This is a genomic window from Amycolatopsis sp. NPDC051716, from assembly GCF_040681595.1.
GTDB lineage: Bacteria > Actinomycetota > Actinomycetes > Mycobacteriales > Pseudonocardiaceae > Amycolatopsis.
The window spans coordinates 167,633-186,982 of record NZ_JBFAZA010000004.1 but is presented as its reverse complement, the minus strand read 5'-3'; the positions used below and the strand labels follow the sequence as shown (position 1 = coordinate 186,982).

Below are 19,350 nucleotides of genomic sequence, written 5' to 3'. Positions count from 1 at the left end.
AGCCGGTGCCCGGCCCGCACCGAGGGGACCCGTCATGACCGACCCGTCCGGGGACAAGGACCGCCCGGCCGCCGACCCGACCGTGGCGTACGACCCGCCGGCGGCGGATCCGGCGCCGTACGAGCCGGAGAGCTACGACCCGCCTTCGTCGGACGCCACCATCGCCGCGGCGGCACCGGACACCGCGGACACGACGGCCGCCGGGACTTCCACCACCGAAGCCCCGGGCGCGACCGTCGCTTCCGAGCAACAGCCGCCCGGAACGCATGAAACCCCCGCCGCCGCGGACGCGACCGTCGCCGCCGAGCAACCCGGTCAGCTGCCGCCCGGCGCGTACGAAACCCCGGCCGCTTACATCCCCGGCACGCCGTTCGCCGCACCGGGCGAGCCGCAGCCGGTGTACCAGCCCGCGTTCCAGCAGCAGCCCTACCAGCAGCCCTACCCGCCGGGCTACGGGCGTCCGTACGCCCCGCCCGCGCCGTTCGGGCAGCCGTACCCGGGGCAGCCGCACGCGCAGGACAACGCGCTCGCGATCGGCGCACTCGTGTGCTCGATCCTCGGCTTCTGCTCCGGCATCACCGCGCTCGCCGGGCTCGTCATGGGCCACATCGCGCTGAGCAAGACCAACCGCGGCGAAGCGGGCGGCCGCGGGCTGGCCACGGCCGCCGTGATCGTCGGCTACGTCGTGATCGCGCTCTGGGTCGGCTTCTTCACCACCCTGATCATCCTCGGCGCGAACGGCGACCTGAGCTAGTCCGCCGACGGCAGCACCGCGTCGCCGGGGCTGCGCGGCGACGGCGTCGCGTGGCCGTTCACCTCCGGCTTCGCCTCGGCCGCTTCCGGCTCGGCCGCGGGTTTCGGAGCCGGGGCAGCCGGCTTCGGCGTCTGCGCGTCGAGGAACCGCAGCAGCTCCACCGGGAACGGCAGCACCAGCGTCGAGTTCTTCTCCGAAGACACCTGAACCACCGTCTCGAGCAGCCGCAGCTGCAGCGCCGCCGGCGTGTCGGCCATCTGCGCGGCCGCCTGCGAGAGCTTGTACGACGCCTGCAGCTCACCGTCGGCGGAGATGACGCGCGCGCGCCGTTCCCGCTCCGCCTCGGCCTGCCGCGACATCGACCGCTTCATCGCCTCCGGCAGCGCGACGTCCTTGATCTCGACGCGGTCGATGTGGATGCCCCAGTCCAGCGCCGGGCTGTCGATCATCAGCTCCAGGCCTTCGTTGAGGCGCTCGCGGTTGGACAGCAGGTCGTCGAGCTCGCTCTTGCCGATGATCGAGCGCAGCGACGTCTGCGCGACCTGGCCCACCGCTGACCGGTAGTCCTGCACGTTGACCGCCGCGACGACCGGGTCGATGACCTTGAAGTAGACGACGGCGTCGACGCGGACCGTGACGTTGTCGCGCGTGATGCCGTCCTGGGCGGGGATCGGCATGGTCACGATCTGCATGTTGACCTTCTGGAGCCGGTCCGCGAAGGGCACCAGCACCTTGAGGCCGGGTTCCGCGACCCGCGACCGCACCCGGCCGAACCGGTAGACCAGACCGCGTTCGTACTGCTTCACGACGCGCACGCTCGACGCGAGCCAGGCCCCGCCCGCGATGACGACGGCGCTGAGAATCTCCACCACCATGGCTGCTCCCGGGGTTTGCGTTTCCCCTTGAAAGCCCAGCGTACGCCCGCCGGCGAGCCGACGAAACGCACTGGACGCGGCGGCCAGACTGGGGTGGTGATCGAGCTCCGCATCCCGCCGCTGTTCGCCGCCCGCGCGCCCCGGGTGCTCGGCGACGAGGCCGTCCCGTGGCTGGCCGCCCTGCCGTCGCTCGCCGCGGAGTACGCCCGGAAGTGGGGCTTGACGTTCGAGGGCGAGGCGATGCACGGCTACGTCGGCGTGGTGCAGCCCGCGCGGCGGCCCGACGGCACGCCGGTGGTGCTGAAACTGGGCTGGCGGGACGCCGAATCCGCCGACGAGCCGCTCGCACTGTCCACATGGGCCGGTCGAGGTGCGGTGCTGCTGCTGGATTCCGCGCCGGACGACGGCGTCCTGCTGCTCGAACGGCTCGACGCCGGGCGCACCCTCGACGACCTCCCGCTGCGTACGGCGATCCCGCTCATCGGCGGCCTGGCGCAGCGCTTGGCCGTCCCCGCCCCGGCGTCGATGAGGCGGCGGCTGCGTGCCGAGGCGGCGCGGTTGACCGAAGAACTCCCCCGCCGCTGGGCCGGACTCGGCGAACCGTTCGACAAGCGGCTGGTCACCGACGCCGTCGCGATCTGCCGCGAGCTCGGGCCGCCGGCCGGTGAACTGCTGGTGAACGAGGACCTGCACTTCCAGAACGTCCTGGCCGGTACGCGGGAGCCGTGGCTGGTGATCGACCCGAAGCCACTGGCCGGAGATCTCGAGTGGGGCGTCATCCCGCTGTTCTGGAACCGCTTCGCGGAGTCCACACTGGACGATCGGTTCGCGCTGATCGTCGCTTCGCACGAGCTGGACGCCGCGAAGGCCCGGGCCTGGACACTCGTGCGGGCCGTGCAGAACTGGATCTGGATGCTCGAGGAGTACCAGGAGACCGGCGAAGACAGCGACGACCCGGCGTTCATCACAGTGCCGGAAATCGCTACCTGGGCAGCCAGCCGATAGTGTCACCGGCATGGCCGGGGTCAACAGGGTTTTCGCAGCTCAGCTGTCCGGGTTGCCGGTATTCGGCCCGGACGGCGAGTCGATCGGCCGCGTCCGCGACCTGGTCGCCGGGCTGCGCCTCGACGCGCAGCCGCCGCGGATCCTCGGCCTGGTCGTCGAGCTGACCACCCGGCGGCGGGTCTTCGTCCCGATGCTGCGCGTCACCTCCATCGAGCCGTCCGCCGTCACGCTGGCGACCGGCTCGGTCAACATGCGCCAGTTCAACCAGCGGCCCAACGAGGTCCTGGTGCTCGGCCAGCTCCTCGACGCACACGCCACGCTGGCCGGGTCGGACACCCGGATCACCGTCGTCGACGCCGGGATGGAACCGACCCGCACCCGCGACTGGGTGCTGGCCAAGGTCGCCATCCGCGAGCGGCGGGTCGGGCTGGGCCGCCGCCGGGCGGCGATGCAGGTGCTGCCGTGGTCGGAGGTGGCCGGGCTCGGCCTGAGCGACCTCGCCGTCCAGCCCCAGGGCGCCGGCCAGCTGCTCATGCTCTTCGACACGATGCGGCCGGCCGACATCGCCGCGACCGTGCGCGACCTGCCGCTCAAGCGGCGGCACGAGGTCGCCGACGCGATGGACGACGAGCGCCTCGCCGACGTCATCGAGGAACTGCCGGACGACGACCAGAAGGAACTGCTGGCCTACCTCGCCGAGGAGCGCGCGGCCGACGTCCTGGAGGCGATGAACCCCGACGACGCGGCCGACCTGCTGGCCGAGCTCGCGCCGGCCGACCAGAGCCGGCTGCTGGAGCTGATGGAGCCGGAGGAGTCCGCGCCGGTCCGGCGGCTGCTGGAGTACTCGTCGGACACCGCGGGCGGCCTGATGACCCCGGAGCCGGTGGTGCTGACCCCGGACACGACGATCGCCGAGGCCCTCGCGCACATCCGCAACGCCGAGCTGCCGCCGGCGCTGGCCAGCATGGTGTTCGTCTGCCGCCCGCCCACCGCGACGCCGACCGGGCGATACGTCGGCGTCGTCCACTTCCAGCGGCTGCTGCGGGAGCCGCCGGCGGAGCTGGTCGCCAGCGCCGTGGACACCGGGCTGCCACCGCTGGAACCGGGCGCGTCGCTGGCCGCGGTCACCCGGTACTTCGCGGCCTACAACCTGACCTGCGGGCCGGTCATCGACGCCGAGGACCACCTGATCGGCGCGGTGACCGTCGACGACATCCTCGACCACCTGCTGCCCGAAGACTGGCGCGAGACCGGACTGCACGACACCTTGGAGGACGACCGTGCCTGAGCTGACTTCGGGACGGCGGCTCGACCAGCCCCGCGGCCAGAACCGGTTCAGGCTGAACATCGACCCGGACACCTTCGGCCGGCTGTCCGAACGGCTGGCGCGGTTCCTCGGGACCGGGAAGTACCTGTTCTGGCAGACGCTGCTCGTCGTCGTCTGGGTCGTGCTGAACATCACGGCGGTGTCGCTGCAGTGGGACCCGTACCCGTTCATCCTGCTCAACCTGGCCTTTTCGACGCAGGCGGCGTACGCGGCGCCGCTGATCCTGCTGGCGCAGAACCGGCAGGACGACCGCGACCGCGTCTCTCTGGAGGAGGACCGGAACCGGGCTCTGCAGACGAAGGCCGACACGGAGTACCTGGCCAGGGAGCTGGCGGCACTGCGGCTGGCGATCGGCGAGGTGGCGACGCGGGACTACCTGCGCAGCGAGCTCGACCGGCTCCGCGAGGACCTGTCCATCCAGCCCAGGAAGTCCCGCAGCTCTACTGGCTCGTAACATGGACGGGGTGACCAGCACCCAGCAGCTCCCCAGCGTCGACGACGTCCGCAGCGCGCTGAAGAGCGTGCAAGACCCCGAGATCCGGAAACCCATCACGGACCTGGGGATGGTCAAGGACGTGGCCGTCGGTGACGACGGCGTCGTCACCGTCGGGATCTACCTGACGGTGGCGGGCTGTCCGCTGAAGGCGACGCTGACGAACGACACGAAAGCGGCCGTCTCCAAGCTCCCGGGCGTGTCCGACGTCCGCGTCGAGCTGGACGTGATGAGCGACGAGCAGCGCACGGAGCTGCGCAAGTCCCTGCGCGGCGACGCGGCGGAGCCGGTGATCCCGTTCGCCCAGCCGGGCTCGATGACCCGGGTGTACTGCGTGGCGTCGGGCAAGGGCGGCGTGGGCAAGTCGTCGGTGACGGTGAACCTGGCGGCGGCGATGGCCGCGCGCGGGCTGTCGGTGGGTGTCGTGGACGCGGACATCTACGGCCACTCGATCCCCCGCATGCTGGGCGCGCGCGAGAAGCCGACGAAGGTCGACACGATGATCATGCCGCCGCAGTCCCACGGCGTGAAGGTGATCTCGATCGGCATGTTCACCCCGGGCAACACCCCGGTGATCTGGCGCGGCCCGATGCTGCACCGGGCGCTGCAGCAGTTCCTGGCGGACGTGTTCTGGGGCGACCTGGACATCCTGCTGCTGGACCTCCCCCCGGGCACGGGCGACATCGCGATTTCGGTGGCCCAGCTGATCCCGAACGCGGAGATCCTGGTGGTGACCACCCCCCAGCAGGCGGCGGCCGAGGTGGCCGAGCGAGCGGGCGCGATCGCGCTGCAGACGCGCCAGCGCGTGGCGGGCGTCATCGAGAACATGTCGTGGCTGGAGACGCCGTCGGGCGAACGCATGGAGCTCTTCGGGTCCGGCGGCGGCAAGACGGTGGCCGAGTCGCTGTCGAAGTCGATCGGGTCGGAGGTGCCGCTGCTGGGCCAGGTCCCGATGGACCCCCGGGTGGTCACCCAGGGCGACGCGGGCACGCCGATCGTGCTGTCCGAGCCGGAGGCACCGGCCTCGGTGGTGCTGAGCGACGTGGCGAAGAAGCTGTCGGTCCGGGCGCGCGGGCTGGCCGGGATGATGCTGAACGTGACCCCGGCCGGCCGCTAGAGCGTTCCTAGGAGCAGCGCCAGACGTAGGCGGTCGAGTGCCGCGTGGCGGCGTCGTAGCGGTAGCCGCCCACGGTGCCGTTGTCGCCGGCGACGACCGGCAGGTCGGCCTTGAGGTCGCCGAACTTCGCGACGAAGGTGCCCCGGTCCCAGAGGCCGTAGCCGGTGCCCGCCAGGTCGTTGCCGCCGTTCGCCTCGTCGAGCCGGCCGGTGATCAGGCCGCCGGCGCTGACCGAGAACCCCGGATGGGTGTTGGACAGGTTGTAGCTGGACTTCGGCAGGATGTGGGCCGCGTGCTGCTGGTCCCAGTAGACGCCGACGTTCTTGCCGTTGTAGACGCCGTAGCCGGCGACGTGGCCGTTCCTGATGGCGTCGGGCCAGGCGTACTCGAGGCCGGGCAGGGTGCCGAGCCGGGTCAGCGTGCCGTCGCGCCAGATTTCGGAGCTGTCCAGCAGGATCGAGCCGTCGGTGTCGACGGCGACCGGGCCGATGCCGGACGAGGGGGCGCCGGCCAGCAGGGTCACGGTGGCCGGCCGGTCGGCGGGCCAGCGGACGGCGGTCAGGCCGGACCCGTCCTGCTTGCGCACGACGCCGATGACGTCACCGGCGTCGGTGATGCCGACGGCGGCGGAGCGCGTGTAGCCGGCGGGCAGCTGGCTCGACGTCGGGAAGGGCAGCGGCACCAGTGTCCCGCCGGAGCTCTTGAAGGCCTTTTCGATGACGATCCCGGTCCCGAAGATCGTGCGGAGTGCGGTCCCGGCGACGGCGCCCGAACGGTTCTCCGCGGTGACAGCGGCCCCGTTGGTCCCGGCTGTCCCGAGGTCGGTGTAGGTCCCGTTCGTCCAGGCCGCGGCCCGGGCGGTGTCGCCGGACTGGCCGGTCGGCAGGGCCCAGCCGGCGAAGCTGCCCCGGCCATCGGTGGCGGTCACCCCGGCGCTGACGGCGGTACCGGCACCGAGAGCGGTGGCGGACCAGGTGCAGGCGGCGGTTTTCGTGGCGGCTCCGGCGACTTGGCTTGCTCCCAGCAAGCCCAGTGCGAGCAGGGCGCAGCCCAGCGATCCGCGTTTCATGGTTCTCCCCTTCGCCGGCGGACGGCGGACGGCCGCCCCCGCCCGACCGTAGGGAGAAAGCGCTCAGCCGGGCGGGGTTCGTGCTCGGGACTAGGGAAACGCCCGGAAACGGACATCCGTGCGGCCGCGGACAGCGACACGCCCCGCCTTCGTCCGGCAAATCGGCGGCCTCCGGCAAAAGCCCGGAATCGCCTTTTGCCGCGCCTGCCTGTCAACGGGCGGGGTCGGATCCGGTCAGGAACCGATGCCGGTCAGGTCGCGTCCGGGTCGATCGGCGGGCGCTCGCCGGGCTTGAGCGGCTCCGGCGCGGACTGGGTCTGACCGGCGAGGTAGCCGTTCGAACCGTTGGTCCCGTTGGCCGGCGTGCTGCTGCCGTTGGTGATGCCCTTCAGGCCGAGCGGGTCGGCGTCGCCGTCGAAGAGGTGCTGCGTCACGACCCGCTTCGGGTCGAAGTTGCGCAGCCCGCGCAGGTCTTCGAGCGGTTTGCGGAGCTGGTCGAACTCCGGGCCCATCTCCTCGCGGAGCTGCTCCTTCGCGCCGGTCGCGAAGTCGCGGACCTTCTTCACGCTCTTCGCGAGCCAGGACGCCGCTTCGGGAAGCCGTTCCGGGCCGAGGATGAACAGACCGGCGATGATGAGGACGAGGATTTCCCCCCATCCGACACTGTCGAACACCCGTCTACCTCCACTCGGAACCTACCCGCCCAGGGTACCCGCCACCCGCCGTGCTCCGGCAGGCCGAACGCGGGAACTCAGTCGGAAGCCAGGGTTACGTCCACGACGAAGCTGGCGCCGTCGCGCGCCAGCGACACCGGGACCACTTCGCCGACGTCGTGCGCGCGGACCGCGACCGTCAGTTCCGCGGAGTCGCGGACGAGCCGGTTGCCGATCTTCGTGATCACGTCGCCCTCCTTGATGCCGGCGTTCGCGGCCGGCCCGCCGGGCGCGACGTTCTTCACCTGCGCACCCATGGTGGACGAGCCGGCGACCGTCGAGGAGGCGTTGATGCCGATGTCGGCGTGCTGGACCTTGCCGTCCTTGATCAGCGCCTTCGCGATCTTGATCGCGTAGTCGCTCGGGATGGCGAAGCCGATGCCGATGCTGCCGCCGTCCGCGCCCGCCGAGCGGATCGACGAGTTGATGCCGACCAGCGCGCCGGTGGAGTCGACGAGCGCGCCGCCCGAGTTGCCGTGGTTGATCGCGGCGTCGGTCTGGATGGCCTCGTAGGTGACCGGCGGGGCGCCGTTGTCGCCGCCCGCGGTGATCGGCCGGTTCAGCGCGCTGACGATGCCGGCAGTCACCGAGTTCTGGAGCGCCAGCGGCGAGCCGATCGCCATCACGGTGTCGCCGACCTGCAGGTCCGCCGACTTGCCGACCTGCAGCACGGTCGGGTTGGTGACGTTGACCTTCACGACGGCGAGGTCGGTCTTCTGGTCGCCCCCGACGAGCTTGGCTTCGGTGCGGGTGCCGTCGATGAAGACGGCCGTGACCTTGACGCCCGGGTCCGCGGCGGCGGAGGCGATGACGTGTTCGTTGGTGAGGATGTAGCCCTGCGGGTCGATCATGACGCCGGAGCCCTGCTCGCCGGACTCGGCGCCGGGCTTGAACACCTCGAGCGAGACGACGGCGGGCGCGACGCGCTTGGCGATTTCGGCGACGGACCCGGCGGGGCGCTCCTTGCCGGCCTCGGCTTCGGCGATGGTGGCGGAGCCGGTGAGCTCGGTCCCGGTGTCGGCGACCCACCAGCCGACCAGGCCGCCGACGGCGCCGACGAGCAGCGCGACGACGCCTAGCAGGACGAGCGCCTTCGGCTGCACCCGCCGTCCGAAGAGCACCTCGGGCAGGCTGAGCAGCGCACCGGGCGGCCGCTTGGCGGGCTTCGCCTCGTCCTCGGCGGCCACGGCGGGCCCGGCGAGCACCGCGGCGGCCCCGGGATCACGCCAGGGATCGCGAGTGCCGGTCCACAGGGGCGGCTCGGCGTCCGGCACCTCACCGGCGGCTTCCCGCGGCCGTTCGAGCAGCACCCCTTCGGCCCCGGGCGGCCGCCGGAAGGCCTCGGCGAGCGACTCGGGGGCGGGCGGGGCGAGGTTGACGCCGTTGGTCTTCTGCGGGGAGTAGAGCTGGTCGAACGCACCATCGACACCCTGCGGCCTGCCGAACACGGCGGCCTGCGCCGGATCGACGGCCGGCCGCGCGAGCGGCCGCGGGCCAAGCCGATCGGCCTCGGCCCGGTCCGCGGCTCCGGCCTGGGATCCGGCCTGGCTTTCGGTCCGGGCTTCGGCTTCGCGTGCGCCGGGCTGCTCGGGATTCACGTTCGGCTCGGTCATCATTCCCCGGTGCAGAAGATCAGGTGGCTGGGCGTGACGATACCCAAGCCCAGTGCTCCGAGTCTGCCGGTCCAGGGGTGAAATGGCTGTTTCTTGAGCCACTTGTCCAGAGGGGTGAGGTGATGTGGACAAAACGGCCGGGAGGGGCCTTGAACGGGGCTTTTCGTCCGGGGGTGGCGATAGGCTGGACAAGGGCACGCCCCCCAGGGAGGGCGGGGCTGCGTGAGGGCGGGGCTGCGCGAGGGCGGGGCTGCGCGAGGGCGGGGCTGCGCGAGGGCGGGGCTGCGCGAGGGCGGGGCTGCGCGAGGGCGGGGCTGCGCGAGGGCGGGACTGCGCGAGGGCGGGACTGCGGGGCTCGCTTCCCGCCGCAAGGTAAATCGGGCATCCACCCGGGCGAGCCGAAACTCGAGCGCTGAAGCATGCCCACGCGGCTTCCCGCGACCACGAGCCTCCGGCCGAGCAAGTCGGAACACGGCCGCCGAAGCCGCACCTGCCGGTGGCCGAGCGCCACCTCCGACCGAGCCGGAGCTCGGGCGCTGGAGCATGACCAGGCCCGGCCCGTCGCGCACTCCCTCCGACCGAGCCGGAACTCAGGCCCTGGAGCGCGCCACCCGGCTCCAGACCACTCCCCAGCCGAACCTGTTCACCAGACTGCGCAGGCCGCCGCCAAAGCCAAAGCCAATCCCAAGGCCGCTCCCGCAGCGAGGCCGGACACACCGAAGGCCGCCGCGAACAAAACATTCGCAGCGGCCTTCAAAGTCCTCTCAGCGGATGCCCGCCGGCACCGCCACGGGTGTCTTGCTCGCCGGGGTCGAAACCGGCGCGGGTTGCTGGGGTACCGCCATCTGGGCCGGCAGGAGGTTCGCCGGCTGCGGCGCTCCGCCGCCCGTCTCCGGGGAGCCGTCGCCGCCGTCCGCCGAGGTGCCCACCAGGGCCAGCGCGCTCAGGACCAGGCCCGAGACCACCACGCCCGCCCCCTGGGCCGCGCGGCGCTTGAAGCGGCCGCCGCCGAGGACGTTCGGGCTCTGGCCCAGCGGGGCCGATGAGCCCAGCGGCGCCACGCCACCCAACACGCCCGAATCGCGCAGGCCCGCGACCCGGTCGGGGCGCTGGACCGCGACCAGCTGGCCGTCCGCCGTGATCGCCAGGTTGTCCGGGGTGCTCGGCAGCTCCGTGTGCTGCGGGATGGACTGGAGGCTCGCCAGGAAGCCCGCCGACATCGACGGCGCCCCCGCGTGGCGGATCGCCTCCATCGTCTGCCGCTGGGCGCGCACCTCGGCCGCGCACGCCGCGCAGCGGGTGATGTGCGACGCCGCTCGGTCGCGGGCGCCGTGGGACAGCTCGCCGTCGACGAACGCCACCACGACGTCCGGCAGCAGGTGCGACTCGGGAAGTGCCCAGCCTCGCGGTGCGGTCATACCGTCACCTTCGCAGACTGCGGTGCGTGAGTGCGACGGCGCTCGAGCGACGCGCGCAGCGCCTGACGCCCGCGGTGGATGCGGCTGCGGACCGTGCCCAGCTTGACGTTCAGGGTCGCGCCGATCTCCTCGTACGACAGCCCTTCGACGTCACACAGCACCACGGCGGCGCGGAACTCCGGGGGCAGCTCGTCGAGCGCCGCCTGCAGGTCCGGGTCCAGGTGCGTCTCCGAGTAGACCTGCTCGGGGCTCGGGTCGTCGCCCACGATGCGGTCGGTGTCCTCCGGCAGGCCTTCCATCCGCACGCGCGAGCGGCGGCGGGCCATGTCCAGGAACAGGTTGGTGGTGATCCGGTGCAGCCAGCCCTCGAACGTGCCGGGCTTGTAGGACGCCAGCGAGCGGAAGACCCGGATGAAGGTCTCCTGCGTGAGGTCCTCGGCGTCGTGGGTGTTGCCGGTCAGGCGGTAGGCGAGCCGGTAGACTCGGTCGCCGTGTTCGCGCACGACCTCGTCCCAGGACGGCGGCGTCCAAGCCGCCTCGTCCAAGGTCACGGGCTTGGCCCCGGTGTCGGCAACGGCGTTCTGCATCGCGGGAGCAGGCACCTCCATCAGCGTTTCTCCTGTCTGCTCCACCCAACGCGGGTCCTCGGCACGGTGTTCCCGTGTATCCGGATTTCAGTCTCTCCGGGTTCCTTATGGTTCTAGTGAGACTGGACTGAGAGCAGGCTGAGAACTTCTTCACGGGTGCTTACCAGGGAGCCTGCGCGGATTTATCGACAACCAACGCTAACCTCCGTGCGTGAACACGCCCACCCCTGCGGCCGCACCGGCCGATTCCGGGTTCGTCGACGGGTACCTGCCCGACGACGAGGTGCTGTCTTCGGCGCGGGCACGGGCCGAAGACCTGGGCTGCACCCCGCTCAGCGCGGGTGCGGGAGCGACGCTGCGGTTCCTGGCCGCGACGCTGTGCGCGAAGGCCGTCGTCGAGGTCGGCACGGGCGCGGGGGTGAGCGGGCTCAGCCTGCTGCGCGGGATGGCCCCCGACGGCGTGCTGACGTCGATCGACGTGGAGCCGGAGTACCAGCGGGCGGCGCGCGCGACGTTCCGCGAAGCCGGCTTCGCGCCGGGCCGCACCCGCCTGATCATCGGGCGCGCGCTGGACGTGCTGCAGCGGCTCACGCCGGGCGGCTACGACCTGGTGTTCGTCGATTCCGCGCACATCGAGTACCCCGGCTGCTACGAGCTGGGCGTCTCGCTGCTGCGGCGCGGCGGGATCATCGCGTTCCACAACGTGCTCGCCGGCGGCCGGGTGATCGACCCGGCCCACCGGGATCCCGAGACGTTGGCCCTGCGCGAGGTGGCCCGGGCGTTCCGGGAGGACGAACGCCTGGTCCCGGCCCTGCTGCCGGTGGGCGGCGGCCTGCTGGTCGCCGCCGCCACCTGATTCAGCGGCCCGCGCTCACCAGCGCGCCCCTGGGTCCCGCCTCCAGCCAGCGGACGGTGGCCCACCGATTGCCGCGGCCACGTGATCACCAACCGGCACTCACCAGCTCGAGCCCCGGCTCCCACCCCGCCTGCCGGTGGGCGGCGGCCTGTTGGTCGGCGCCGCTACCCGAGCGTTGTCCACAGGTTCGTCAGCCTGTGGACAACCCGGCTGTTGCGGGCGGTTCCGTCGGTGGGTGCCGATAGACTGGACTTGGGGACGCCCCCGGAGAGGGTGGGGGCTGGCTGGTAGCCGCGAAGGCCCTCAGCCCACCTCCACCAGCTCGAGCCCCCCGGTGCGGACCCGCGTCCCGGCCCCCACCGCCGCCACCGCGAGCAGCAGCCACGCCGCCACCACCGCGATCAGCCACGACCACCCGGCGTGCCCGTACACCCACGCCCCGGCCGCTCCGCCCACGCTGCTGCCCAGGTAGTACGTCGCCGTGTACGTGCCGCCCACCTGGCCGCGGGCGCCCTCCGGGGCGTCCGCCGCCGCCCAGCCGTTCGCGACCGCGTGCGCGGCGAAGAACGCGCAGGTCAGCACCAGGAACCCGGCGATGACCAGCGGCAGCGAGTCCGGCAGCGTCAGCGCCGCGCCGGCCGCCGTCAGCAGCAGCGCGCCGACCAGGGCGCGGCGGCGGCCCACCCGCGCGACCAGCCGCCCGGCCGCCGCCGAGGACACCGAGCCGCTCGCGTACGCGAGGAAGACCAGCGAAGCGATCGCCGGCGACAGGTGCAGCGGCTCCCCGGTCAGCCGGAAGCCGGCGGCGTTGTAGAGGGCGACGAACGAGCCCATTGCCAGCAGCGCGACGGCGTACTGGGCGAGCAGCACCGGCTTGCTCAGCGCCGTGACCAGCCCCCGGGTGACGTCGCGGACCCGGACTGACCCGGCCGCACGAGCGCCCGGCGGCAGCGTCACGACGGTGACGGCCGAACACACTGCCCCGATTCCCGCGACGACGAACAGCGCGCCGCGCCAGCCGAGTGGGCCGGCGGTGAACCCGCTGGCCAGCCTGCCGAGCATGCCGCCGACCGTGTTGCCGGCGATCATCGCGCCGACCGCCGCCGCGACGCCCGCGCGGCCGAGGCGCTCGGCCAGGTACGCGGCCGCCACCCCGGGGAACCCGGCGATCGCGATGCCCTGCAGCGCGCGCACGACCAGCAGCGCCGGGTACGTCGGCATCAGCGGGAGCAGCAGCCCGAACACGACCGAAGCGACGACCGACGTCAGGATCACCGGACGGCGGCCGACCACCTCGGACAGCGCCGCGATCGGCAGGACCGCGATGGCCAGCGCCCCGGTCGCGACGCTGACCGCGAGCGCCGCGCCGCCGGGGTCGAGGTGGTACTGCGCCGCCAGCTGCGGCAGCACCGGCTGTGGTGCGTAGAGCAGGGCGAACGAGGAGATCCCGGCCGCGGCGACGGCGGTCTTGACTCGGCGGGTGGAAGTCACGTCCTGAAAGTAAGCACCGCTAACCAATACGTCCAATGCACTGAGCTGGCAGAATCGATGCGGTGACGTATGACTCGCTGTCCGCGCAGGTCGCGCCCCACCTGCCGTTGCTCGCCGCTCTCTGGGAGACGAGGAACGTCACACGCGCCGCCGAGCTGCTGGGCGTGCCGCAGCCGACGGTGAGCCGGCGGCTCGCGGCGCTGGCGGACGCGCTGGGCGCCCCGCTGACGGTCCCGGACGGCCGCGGCATCCGGCTCACGCGCGCGGCGGAACTCCTGGCCGAGGCGGCCGAGCGCGGGCTGGCGGCGCTCGACACCGGCGTCCGGCTGGCGCGCGAGGAGGTCTCGCCGGAGTCGGGGCACGTGGTGCTGGGCTTCCTGCACCTGCTCGGGCGGTCGCTGGTGCCTTCGCTGCTGCGCGGCCACCGGGCGCGGTACCCGGGGGTGCGGTTCACGCTGGTGCAGGGTTCGCGGCAGGACATGGTCGATCGGCTGGTGGGCGGCGAGCTGGACCTGGCGCTGCTGGCGCCGCTGCCCGACGTGCCGGCCTTGGCCTGCGCCGGCCTGGTGGACGAGGAGATCCTGCTGTCGGTCCCGGCCGGGCACCGGCTGGCCGGGAGGGCGTCGGTGCGGGTGGCCGAGCTGGCGGACGAAGAGTTCGTGCTGCTCGAGCCGGGGTACGGGGTCCGGACGCTGACGGACGAGCTCTGCGCGGCGGCGGGCTTCGCGCCGCGGATCGCGTTCGAGGGCCAGGAGTCGGACACCGTCCGCGGCCTGGTGGCGGCGGGGCTGGGGGTGGCGTTGCTGCCGCGGTTCGGGCCGGGCACGCCGGCGGGGGTGGCCGAAGTGCCGTTGTCGCCGCCGCCGTTCCGGACGATCGGGCTGGCGTGGCGGGCGGACGAGCCGATGACCCCGGCGGTCACCGGCTTCCGCGAGCACGTCCTCGCGAGCCGTCAGCCCAGCGAAGCCGCCAGCTCCACCAGCGTCCGCGCCGCGAACCCGGTCGCCCCCGGGACCACTTCGTCGTAGTTCTTCTCCGACCGGGCCGGTCCGGCGATGTCCAGGTGCGCCCACGGCAGGCCCGACGTGAACTCCCGCAGGAACAGCGCCGCCGTGATGCCACCCGGGCCGCCCGGGGTCTGGCGGACGTCGCCGAACTCGCCGCGGACGTTCTCCGCGTAGTCCTCCACCAGCGGCATCCGCCACCACGCCTCGCCGACCCGTGAGCCGGCCGAGACGACCGCGGCCGCCAGCGCGTCGTCCGAGGCGAACAAGCCGCCCGTGCGCAAGCCCAGCGAAACCTTCATCGCGCCCGTCAGCGTCGCCGCGTCGACCACGTAGTCCGGCGCGAACCGGCGGATCCCGTAGGTCAGCGCGTCCGCGAGGACCATCCGGCCCTCCGCGTCGGTGTTGCCGACCTCGGTGGTCTTGCCGCCGTAGTGCCGGACGATGTCGCCCGGGCGGTACGACGAGCCCGACACGTGGTTTTCCGCGCACGGGACCAGCGCGGTCACGCGGACCGGCAGGCCCAGTGCCGCGACGGCGCGGATGGCCGCGATCACCGCCGCGCCGCCCGCCATGTCCGTGCGCATCAGGTGCATCCCGTCGGCCGGCTTGATCGACAGGCCGCCGGTGTCGAACGTGATGCCCTTGCCGACCAGGAGCAGGTGCGGCGCGGCCCCCGACGGCTTGTACGCCATCTCGATGAGCCGCGGCGGCCGCGCGGAACCGCCGCCGACCGCCAGGACGCCGCCGAAGCCTTCCGCCGCGAGCCACTTCTCGTCCCGCACCGTCACTTCGACGCGCGGGCCGGCCACTCGCGCGGCCGTGTCCGCCAGCCACGCGGGCGTCTTCACGTTGGACGGCGTGTTCGCGAGGTCGCGGGTCAGCGCCGTCGCCGCGGCCAGCACCGAGGCGCGCGCGACCAGCTCGGGCAGCGCGGGGTCCTCCCCCACGAGCCGGACCGTCCGCACCGACGGCTTCGGGTCGTCGCCGGACACCCTGTAGCGGTAGCCGCCCAGCAGGAGGCCCAGCGCGAGCTCGGTGACGTGCTCGCCGGCGGCCTCTTCGGGCAGCTGCAGCTGCACCGCGCGGAACGCCTTGCCGCCGTGTTCGACGTCCTCGGCCAGCGCCGCGTTCACCGCGCGGGCCAGGGCCGCGCCGGTCTTGCGGTACTCCTTCGGCTCGCCGCCGCCGAGCCCCGCGATCCAGCGGGGCCCGTCGCCGGGCACCGTCTGCACGTCGCCCGCCTTGCCGGTGATCCGGACGCCTTCGATCTCCAACGGCTCGACGTCATCGTTGTCGGGCGCGGCCACCAGCCGGGCCGTCGGGACGCCGCGGCGGAGCTCCGCCGCGACTTCGATGTCGAGCAGAGTAGCCGGAACGGGCGGTAGCGGATTACGCACAGTGAGCAACCTTCGGACGCAGAGGAACCGCGACCCCGGCCTCCGAAGGGAGACCGGGGTGCGACGGAAGGACGGATCGAGGGAGTCGGCTCAGCCGGTGACCTCCGCCAAAGCGGCGCCGAGGTCCTTCGCTTCTTCCGCGGAAAGTTCGACGACGAGTCGCCCACCACCCTCGAGCGGTACGCGCATCACGAGGCCCCGCCCCTCCTTAGTCACTTCGAGGGGACCATCTCCGGTCCGGGGCTTCATGGCCGCCATAGCGTGCTCCCTCCGTCTCAACCGGCGCGCCCGGGTCGCGCTCGCGTGAAAGCCAGCCGGGTCTGCTGTCCATTGTCCCTCATCAGCGGCCGGGCGCATCAGCGGAGGGGATCTTTTGCCGCCGTATCGGTGCTGGTATGCGGCCCGCGCGAGGTGAAAGACTCTCGGCCGACCGAAGTTTTCCGCGCAAGGAGAAGACGTGACCACATCCGACGTCCTGTTGACCGCCGACGCCGACGGGGTGCGCACCCTGACCCTCAACCGGCCGCAGGCGTACAACTCGCTGACCGTCGAGCTGAAGGAAGCACTGCTCGCGGCGCTGCGCGAGGCGGCGGACGACAACGCGGTCCGCGCGGTCGTGCTGACCGGGTCGGGCAAGGCGTTCTGCGCCGGGCAGGATTTGAAAGAACACGTGGGGCTGCTGCAAGCGGGTGACCCCGCCCCGCTACACACCGTGAAGGAGCATTACAACCCGATCGTCAAGACGATCGTGGCGATGCCGAAGCCGGTGATCGCGGCGGTCAACGGCACCGCCGCCGGCGCCGGGGCCGCCTTCGCCTACGCCAGTGACCTGCGGATCGCCGCCGAATCGTCGTCGTTCCTGATGGCCTTCGCCAACGTCGGGCTGGGCCCGGACTCGGGTGCGTCGTGGACGCTGCAGCGGCTGGTCGGCTACGGCCGCGCCGCCGAGCTGATGCTGCTGGCCCGGACCGTCGACGCGGCCGAGGCGCTGCGGCTTGGCCTGGTCGGCGAGGTCGTGCCGGACGAAGAACTCGCCGCTCGCGCCCAGAAGATCGCGGCCAAGCTGGCGAACGGGCCGACGGTGGCCTACGCGAAGATCAAGGGCGTGCTCAACCTGGCCGCCCAGTCGACGTTCGAAGAGGCGCTCGACGCCGAGGACGCCGCCCAGACCGCGCTCGGCGCGACCGCCGACCACGCCGAGGCCGTCGAGGCCTTCGTCGGCAAGCGCAAGCCGGCCTTCCAGGGCAAGTGACGTCGTGAGTGTTTAGGCGGGTTAGAACCCGCCTAAACACTCACGAGGCCCGGAAGCAGCCCTGGACGTGGTCGTCAACCATGCCGGTGGCCTGCATCAGCGCGTAGCAGGTCGTCGGGCCGAGGAAGACGAAGCCGCGCTTCTTCAGCTCCTTCGCCATCGCCTTGGACTCGTCGGTGATGGCCGGGACGTCGGCCATCGTCTTCGGCCGGACGTGATCGGCGGGCGCGAACGACCACAGCAGGTCGTCCAGCGGGCTATCGAGCGAAGCGATGGCCTGCGCGTTCTTGATCGCGGCCAGGATCTTCGCCCGGTTCCGCACGATCGACGCGTCCTGCATCAGCCGCTCGACGTCGGCGTCGCCGAACTTCGCCACCTTCGCCGGCTTGAACTGCTTGAACGCCTTCCGGAAGCCTTCGCGCTTGCGCAGGATCGTGATCCACGACAGGCCCGACTGGAACGACTCGAGGCACAGCCGCTCGTACAGCTCGTCCTGGCCGTGGAGCGGGACGCCCCACTCCTTGTCGTGGTACTCGGCGTAGTCCGGGGCCGAATTGCCCCAGCCGCACCGCGAGACGCCGTCGGCGCCGATCAGCTCACTCATCCCCGCCCACCGAATAGTTTTCCGCGAACCGCGCGAACCGCCGCAGCGACTGGCGCACCCCCAGCGCGAACGCCGGCCGCACGACCGGCCAGCCGAGCCGGCCCAGCGGCCCGAACGGCAGCCGCAGGTGCTCGGCCCAGACGAACGTCGAGCGCGTCGCGCCCTTCGGCACCACCTGGAACACGCCGGTGCCGGCCACGAAGCTGCCGAGGTGCCGGACCCCGCACCGGACCGGCGGCTCCCAGCTGGTGATCTCCATGGTGTCGGTGAAGCCGAGGCCGGCCACCCCGGTGAACGCCGACAACCGCGACCCGACGCTGCGGCCGTTGCCCTCGATCACCTCGACCTCGGTGCCGAGCATCCACTCGCCCTGGCGCGCCCAGTCCGTCAGCGCGAGCCAGGTCGTCCCCGCGGGGGCGCGGACGTCGACCGAGAGGATCAGGTCCGTCACGGAGCGGCCTCGGGCGAACTCTCCGGCTCGCGTTCGCGCTGCTCCAGCTCGGCGACCCGGGCGCGCAGCTCGTCGAGCTCGACGCCGAGGCGCCGCATCACCCAGTCCACTTCGGACATCTTGTACCCGCGCAGCACCAGCTGGAAGCGGACTTCGGCCAGGTCCTCGCCGGTGATGTCCTCGGCGGGCAGCCGCGTGGGCGAGCTGCCCGGCGGCAGCGGGGCGAGCTCCTCACCCCGGCCGAACACCACCGCGGCGAGCAGGAACACCACGGCCGCCACCAGCAGCATGACTACGAGGTAGATCAGCGCGGTCGTCACGCGACGATCGTGGCATACCCACCCCAGGAACGTCTCGCGAGCACGACGAGCCGGATGGAAAGCGCCACCCAGGCGAACATCAGCAGCGCGCACGGGACGCTCAGGAACAGGCGCGAAACGTCGACGACACCGGTCGCGGCGATGAGCAGGCCGAGGGAGCCGAGATTGATGCCGACCGCGAGCGCGATGAGGCTCCCGCAGAACCGGGCGAGCCCGGTGCCGTCGAGGCGGCGGCTCAACCAGCGGATACCGAGCAGCGCGAGCAGGCCGATCACCGGCACGAGGAACACCGCGCCGTGGGAGACGCGCGTGATCACCATGTACCACTCGGGGGACGGCGTCGACAGCTTCGTCCACTTGCCGAAGGTGAGGATCCGCGCGTAGTCCCAGGCGAACTGCATCGCCGGGACGCCGATGACGAGCTTCCACAGCGTCCGGACGCCGCTGAGCATGCCCAGTTCGGCCTGGTAGTCGCGGGCGACGACGGCCGCCGGGCCGAAGTCGGCGACCGCCCGGCGCTGCGCGTCCTCGTCGCTCCAGCCGCCCGCGCGGTAGGCGTCGGCGGCGTCGTGCAGCCCGTCGCGGGCCTCCTCGAGCAGGTCGGCCTTGAACCGGCCGCAGCCGTGCAGCCTGCGGTCCAGCTCCCCCAGGTACTCGTCGATCATGCTTCCAGCACTCCCCCGATGACCGCGGTGAACTCCCGCCACTCCACGCGTTCGGCCTGCAGGGCCTGCTCGCCGGAGCGGGTGAGCCGGTAGGTCCGCCGCTTGCGGCCGGACACGACGTCCCATTCGCTGGCCAGCCAGCCGGCCCGCTCCAGCCGGCGCAGGGCCGGGTACACGGTGCCGGTCGGCAGGTCGAGCGCGCCGTCGCTGCGCAGCTGGAGCGCCTCGATGATCGCGTAGCCGTGCAGTTTCCGGCCGTCGAGCACGGCCAGCAGCAACGCGTCGAGGTGGCCGCGCAGGGTGTCCGCCTTCATGGGTAAGCAGTCTACACGTCGA

Annotated in this window: 22 protein-coding genes; 8 read left to right on the top strand and 14 right to left on the bottom strand. The window is 72.4% G+C overall.

Annotated features, from left to right (window positions below):
* Positions 1-34 precede the first annotated feature (34 nt).
* Positions 35-754, top strand: coding sequence for a DUF4190 domain-containing protein (locus tag AB0M30_RS06975; protein WP_364580911.1), 720 nt, complete (start codon positions 35-37; stop codon positions 752-754).
* On the opposite strand, the gene AB0M30_RS06970 is transcribed toward AB0M30_RS06975, so the two are convergent.
* A complete protein-coding gene (locus AB0M30_RS06970; protein WP_364580908.1) occupies positions 751-1,629 on the bottom strand; it encodes an SPFH domain-containing protein in 879 nt (292 codons plus the stop codon). The two genes, AB0M30_RS06975 and AB0M30_RS06970, sit on opposite strands and share 4 nt — an antisense overlap.
* Positions 1,630-1,722: 93 nt before the next feature.
* Between AB0M30_RS06970 and AB0M30_RS06965 the strand changes: the two genes are divergently transcribed.
* From AB0M30_RS06965 to AB0M30_RS06950, 4 genes are read left to right on the top strand one after another with little or no spacing between them, the layout of a single operon-like run.
* Positions 1,723-2,634 (top strand): aminoglycoside phosphotransferase family protein, encoded by a 912-nt coding sequence (locus AB0M30_RS06965; RefSeq protein WP_364580905.1) that lies wholly within the window; start codon positions 1,723-1,725, stop codon positions 2,632-2,634.
* Positions 2,635-2,644: 10 nt separating this feature from the next.
* On the top strand, positions 2,645-3,922 hold the full coding sequence (locus tag AB0M30_RS06960; protein WP_364580903.1) for a CBS domain-containing protein: 1,278 nt from the start codon (positions 2,645-2,647) through the stop codon (positions 3,920-3,922).
* Positions 3,915-4,415 carry a DUF1003 domain-containing protein gene (locus tag AB0M30_RS06955; protein WP_360173076.1) on the top strand — a complete coding sequence of 167 codons (501 nt, stop codon included), beginning with the start codon at positions 3,915-3,917 and terminating at the stop codon, positions 4,413-4,415. Before AB0M30_RS06960 ends, AB0M30_RS06955 begins: the two co-directional genes overlap by 8 nt.
* Positions 4,416-4,425: 10 nt before the next feature.
* The gene (locus tag AB0M30_RS06950) at positions 4,426-5,571 is read left to right on the top strand and encodes an Mrp/NBP35 family ATP-binding protein (RefSeq protein ID WP_364580900.1); all 1,146 of its coding nucleotides are present in this window, start codon (positions 4,426-4,428) and stop codon (positions 5,569-5,571) included.
* Between the two features lie 7 nt (positions 5,572-5,578).
* Here AB0M30_RS06950 and AB0M30_RS06945 read toward each other — a convergent pair whose 3' ends face one another.
* From AB0M30_RS06945 to sigE, 5 genes are all read right to left on the bottom strand, one after another.
* Positions 5,579-6,640, bottom strand: coding sequence for a hypothetical protein (locus AB0M30_RS06945; protein ID WP_364580898.1), 1,062 nt, complete (start codon positions 6,638-6,640; stop codon positions 5,579-5,581).
* Between the two features lie 251 nt (positions 6,641-6,891).
* Positions 6,892-7,314 (bottom strand): Sec-independent protein translocase protein TatB, encoded by a 423-nt coding sequence (gene tatB, locus AB0M30_RS06940; protein WP_285988441.1) that lies wholly within the window; start codon positions 7,312-7,314, stop codon positions 6,892-6,894.
* A 77-nt stretch (positions 7,315-7,391) separates the two neighbouring features.
* A complete protein-coding gene (locus AB0M30_RS06935) occupies positions 7,392-8,969 on the bottom strand; it encodes a trypsin-like peptidase domain-containing protein (protein ID WP_364580895.1) in 1,578 nt (525 codons plus the stop codon).
* A 761-nt stretch (positions 8,970-9,730) separates the two neighbouring features.
* Positions 9,731-10,384 carry a zf-HC2 domain-containing protein gene (locus AB0M30_RS06930; RefSeq protein ID WP_364580893.1) on the bottom strand — a complete coding sequence of 218 codons (654 nt, stop codon included), beginning with the start codon at positions 10,382-10,384 and terminating at the stop codon, positions 9,731-9,733.
* Positions 10,381-10,992 (bottom strand): RNA polymerase sigma factor SigE, encoded by a 612-nt coding sequence (gene sigE / locus AB0M30_RS06925; RefSeq protein WP_364581246.1) that lies wholly within the window; start codon positions 10,990-10,992, stop codon positions 10,381-10,383. The genes AB0M30_RS06930 and sigE overlap by 4 nt, the downstream gene beginning before the upstream one ends.
* Positions 10,993-11,182: 190 nt before the next feature.
* Here sigE and AB0M30_RS06920 point away from each other — a divergent pair, with 190 nt between their 5' ends.
* Positions 11,183-11,827, top strand: a complete 645-nt coding sequence (locus tag AB0M30_RS06920) for an O-methyltransferase (RefSeq protein WP_103341441.1) — start codon at positions 11,183-11,185, stop codon at positions 11,825-11,827.
* A 303-nt stretch (positions 11,828-12,130) separates the two neighbouring features.
* Here AB0M30_RS06920 and AB0M30_RS06915 read toward each other — a convergent pair whose 3' ends face one another.
* The gene (locus tag AB0M30_RS06915) at positions 12,131-13,318 is read right to left on the bottom strand and encodes an MFS transporter (RefSeq protein ID WP_364580890.1); all 1,188 of its coding nucleotides are present in this window, start codon (positions 13,316-13,318) and stop codon (positions 12,131-12,133) included.
* A 62-nt stretch (positions 13,319-13,380) separates the two neighbouring features.
* Between AB0M30_RS06915 and AB0M30_RS06910 the strand changes: the two genes are divergently transcribed.
* Complete coding sequence (locus AB0M30_RS06910; protein WP_364580887.1) at positions 13,381-14,346, top strand: LysR family transcriptional regulator; 966 nt, start codon at positions 13,381-13,383, stop codon at positions 14,344-14,346.
* Here AB0M30_RS06910 and AB0M30_RS06905 read toward each other — a convergent pair.
* Positions 14,271-15,722 (bottom strand): M17 family metallopeptidase, encoded by a 1,452-nt coding sequence (locus AB0M30_RS06905; protein WP_364580886.1) that lies wholly within the window; start codon positions 15,720-15,722, stop codon positions 14,271-14,273. The two genes, AB0M30_RS06910 and AB0M30_RS06905, sit on opposite strands and share 76 nt — an antisense overlap.
* A gap of 90 nt (positions 15,723-15,812) precedes the next feature.
* Entirely contained in the window at positions 15,813-15,980 is a 168-nt protein-coding gene (locus AB0M30_RS06900) for a DUF3117 domain-containing protein (protein WP_013222969.1), read from the bottom strand.
* A gap of 199 nt (positions 15,981-16,179) precedes the next feature.
* On the opposite strand from AB0M30_RS06900, the gene AB0M30_RS06895 reads away from it, so the two are divergent.
* Entirely contained in the window at positions 16,180-16,974 is a 795-nt protein-coding gene (locus tag AB0M30_RS06895; protein ID WP_364580884.1) for an enoyl-CoA hydratase-related protein, read from the top strand.
* A 40-nt stretch (positions 16,975-17,014) separates the two neighbouring features.
* Here AB0M30_RS06895 and AB0M30_RS06890 read toward each other — a convergent pair whose 3' ends face one another.
* Genes AB0M30_RS06890 through AB0M30_RS06870 form a run of 5 tightly spaced genes read right to left on the bottom strand, consistent with a single transcriptional unit; the run spans position 17,015 to position 19,328 of the window.
* Positions 17,015-17,578: a DNA-3-methyladenine glycosylase I gene (locus tag AB0M30_RS06890; protein WP_364580882.1), complete on the bottom strand. Its 564-nt coding sequence runs from the start codon at positions 17,576-17,578 to the stop codon at positions 17,015-17,017.
* Positions 17,571-18,029, bottom strand: a complete 459-nt coding sequence (locus AB0M30_RS06885; protein ID WP_360173045.1) for an SRPBCC family protein — start codon at positions 18,027-18,029, stop codon at positions 17,571-17,573. Before AB0M30_RS06885 ends, AB0M30_RS06890 begins: the two co-directional genes overlap by 8 nt.
* On the bottom strand, positions 18,026-18,349 hold the full coding sequence (locus tag AB0M30_RS06880) for a DivIVA domain-containing protein (RefSeq protein WP_103341436.1): 324 nt from the start codon (positions 18,347-18,349) through the stop codon (positions 18,026-18,028). Before AB0M30_RS06880 ends, AB0M30_RS06885 begins: the two co-directional genes overlap by 4 nt.
* On the bottom strand, positions 18,346-19,014 hold the full coding sequence (locus tag AB0M30_RS06875) for a permease prefix domain 1-containing protein (protein WP_364580879.1): 669 nt from the start codon (positions 19,012-19,014) through the stop codon (positions 18,346-18,348). Before AB0M30_RS06875 ends, AB0M30_RS06880 begins: the two co-directional genes overlap by 4 nt.
* Entirely contained in the window at positions 19,011-19,328 is a 318-nt protein-coding gene (locus AB0M30_RS06870) for a helix-turn-helix transcriptional regulator (protein WP_103341434.1), read from the bottom strand. Before AB0M30_RS06870 ends, AB0M30_RS06875 begins: the two co-directional genes overlap by 4 nt.
* Positions 19,329-19,350 lie beyond the last annotated feature (22 nt).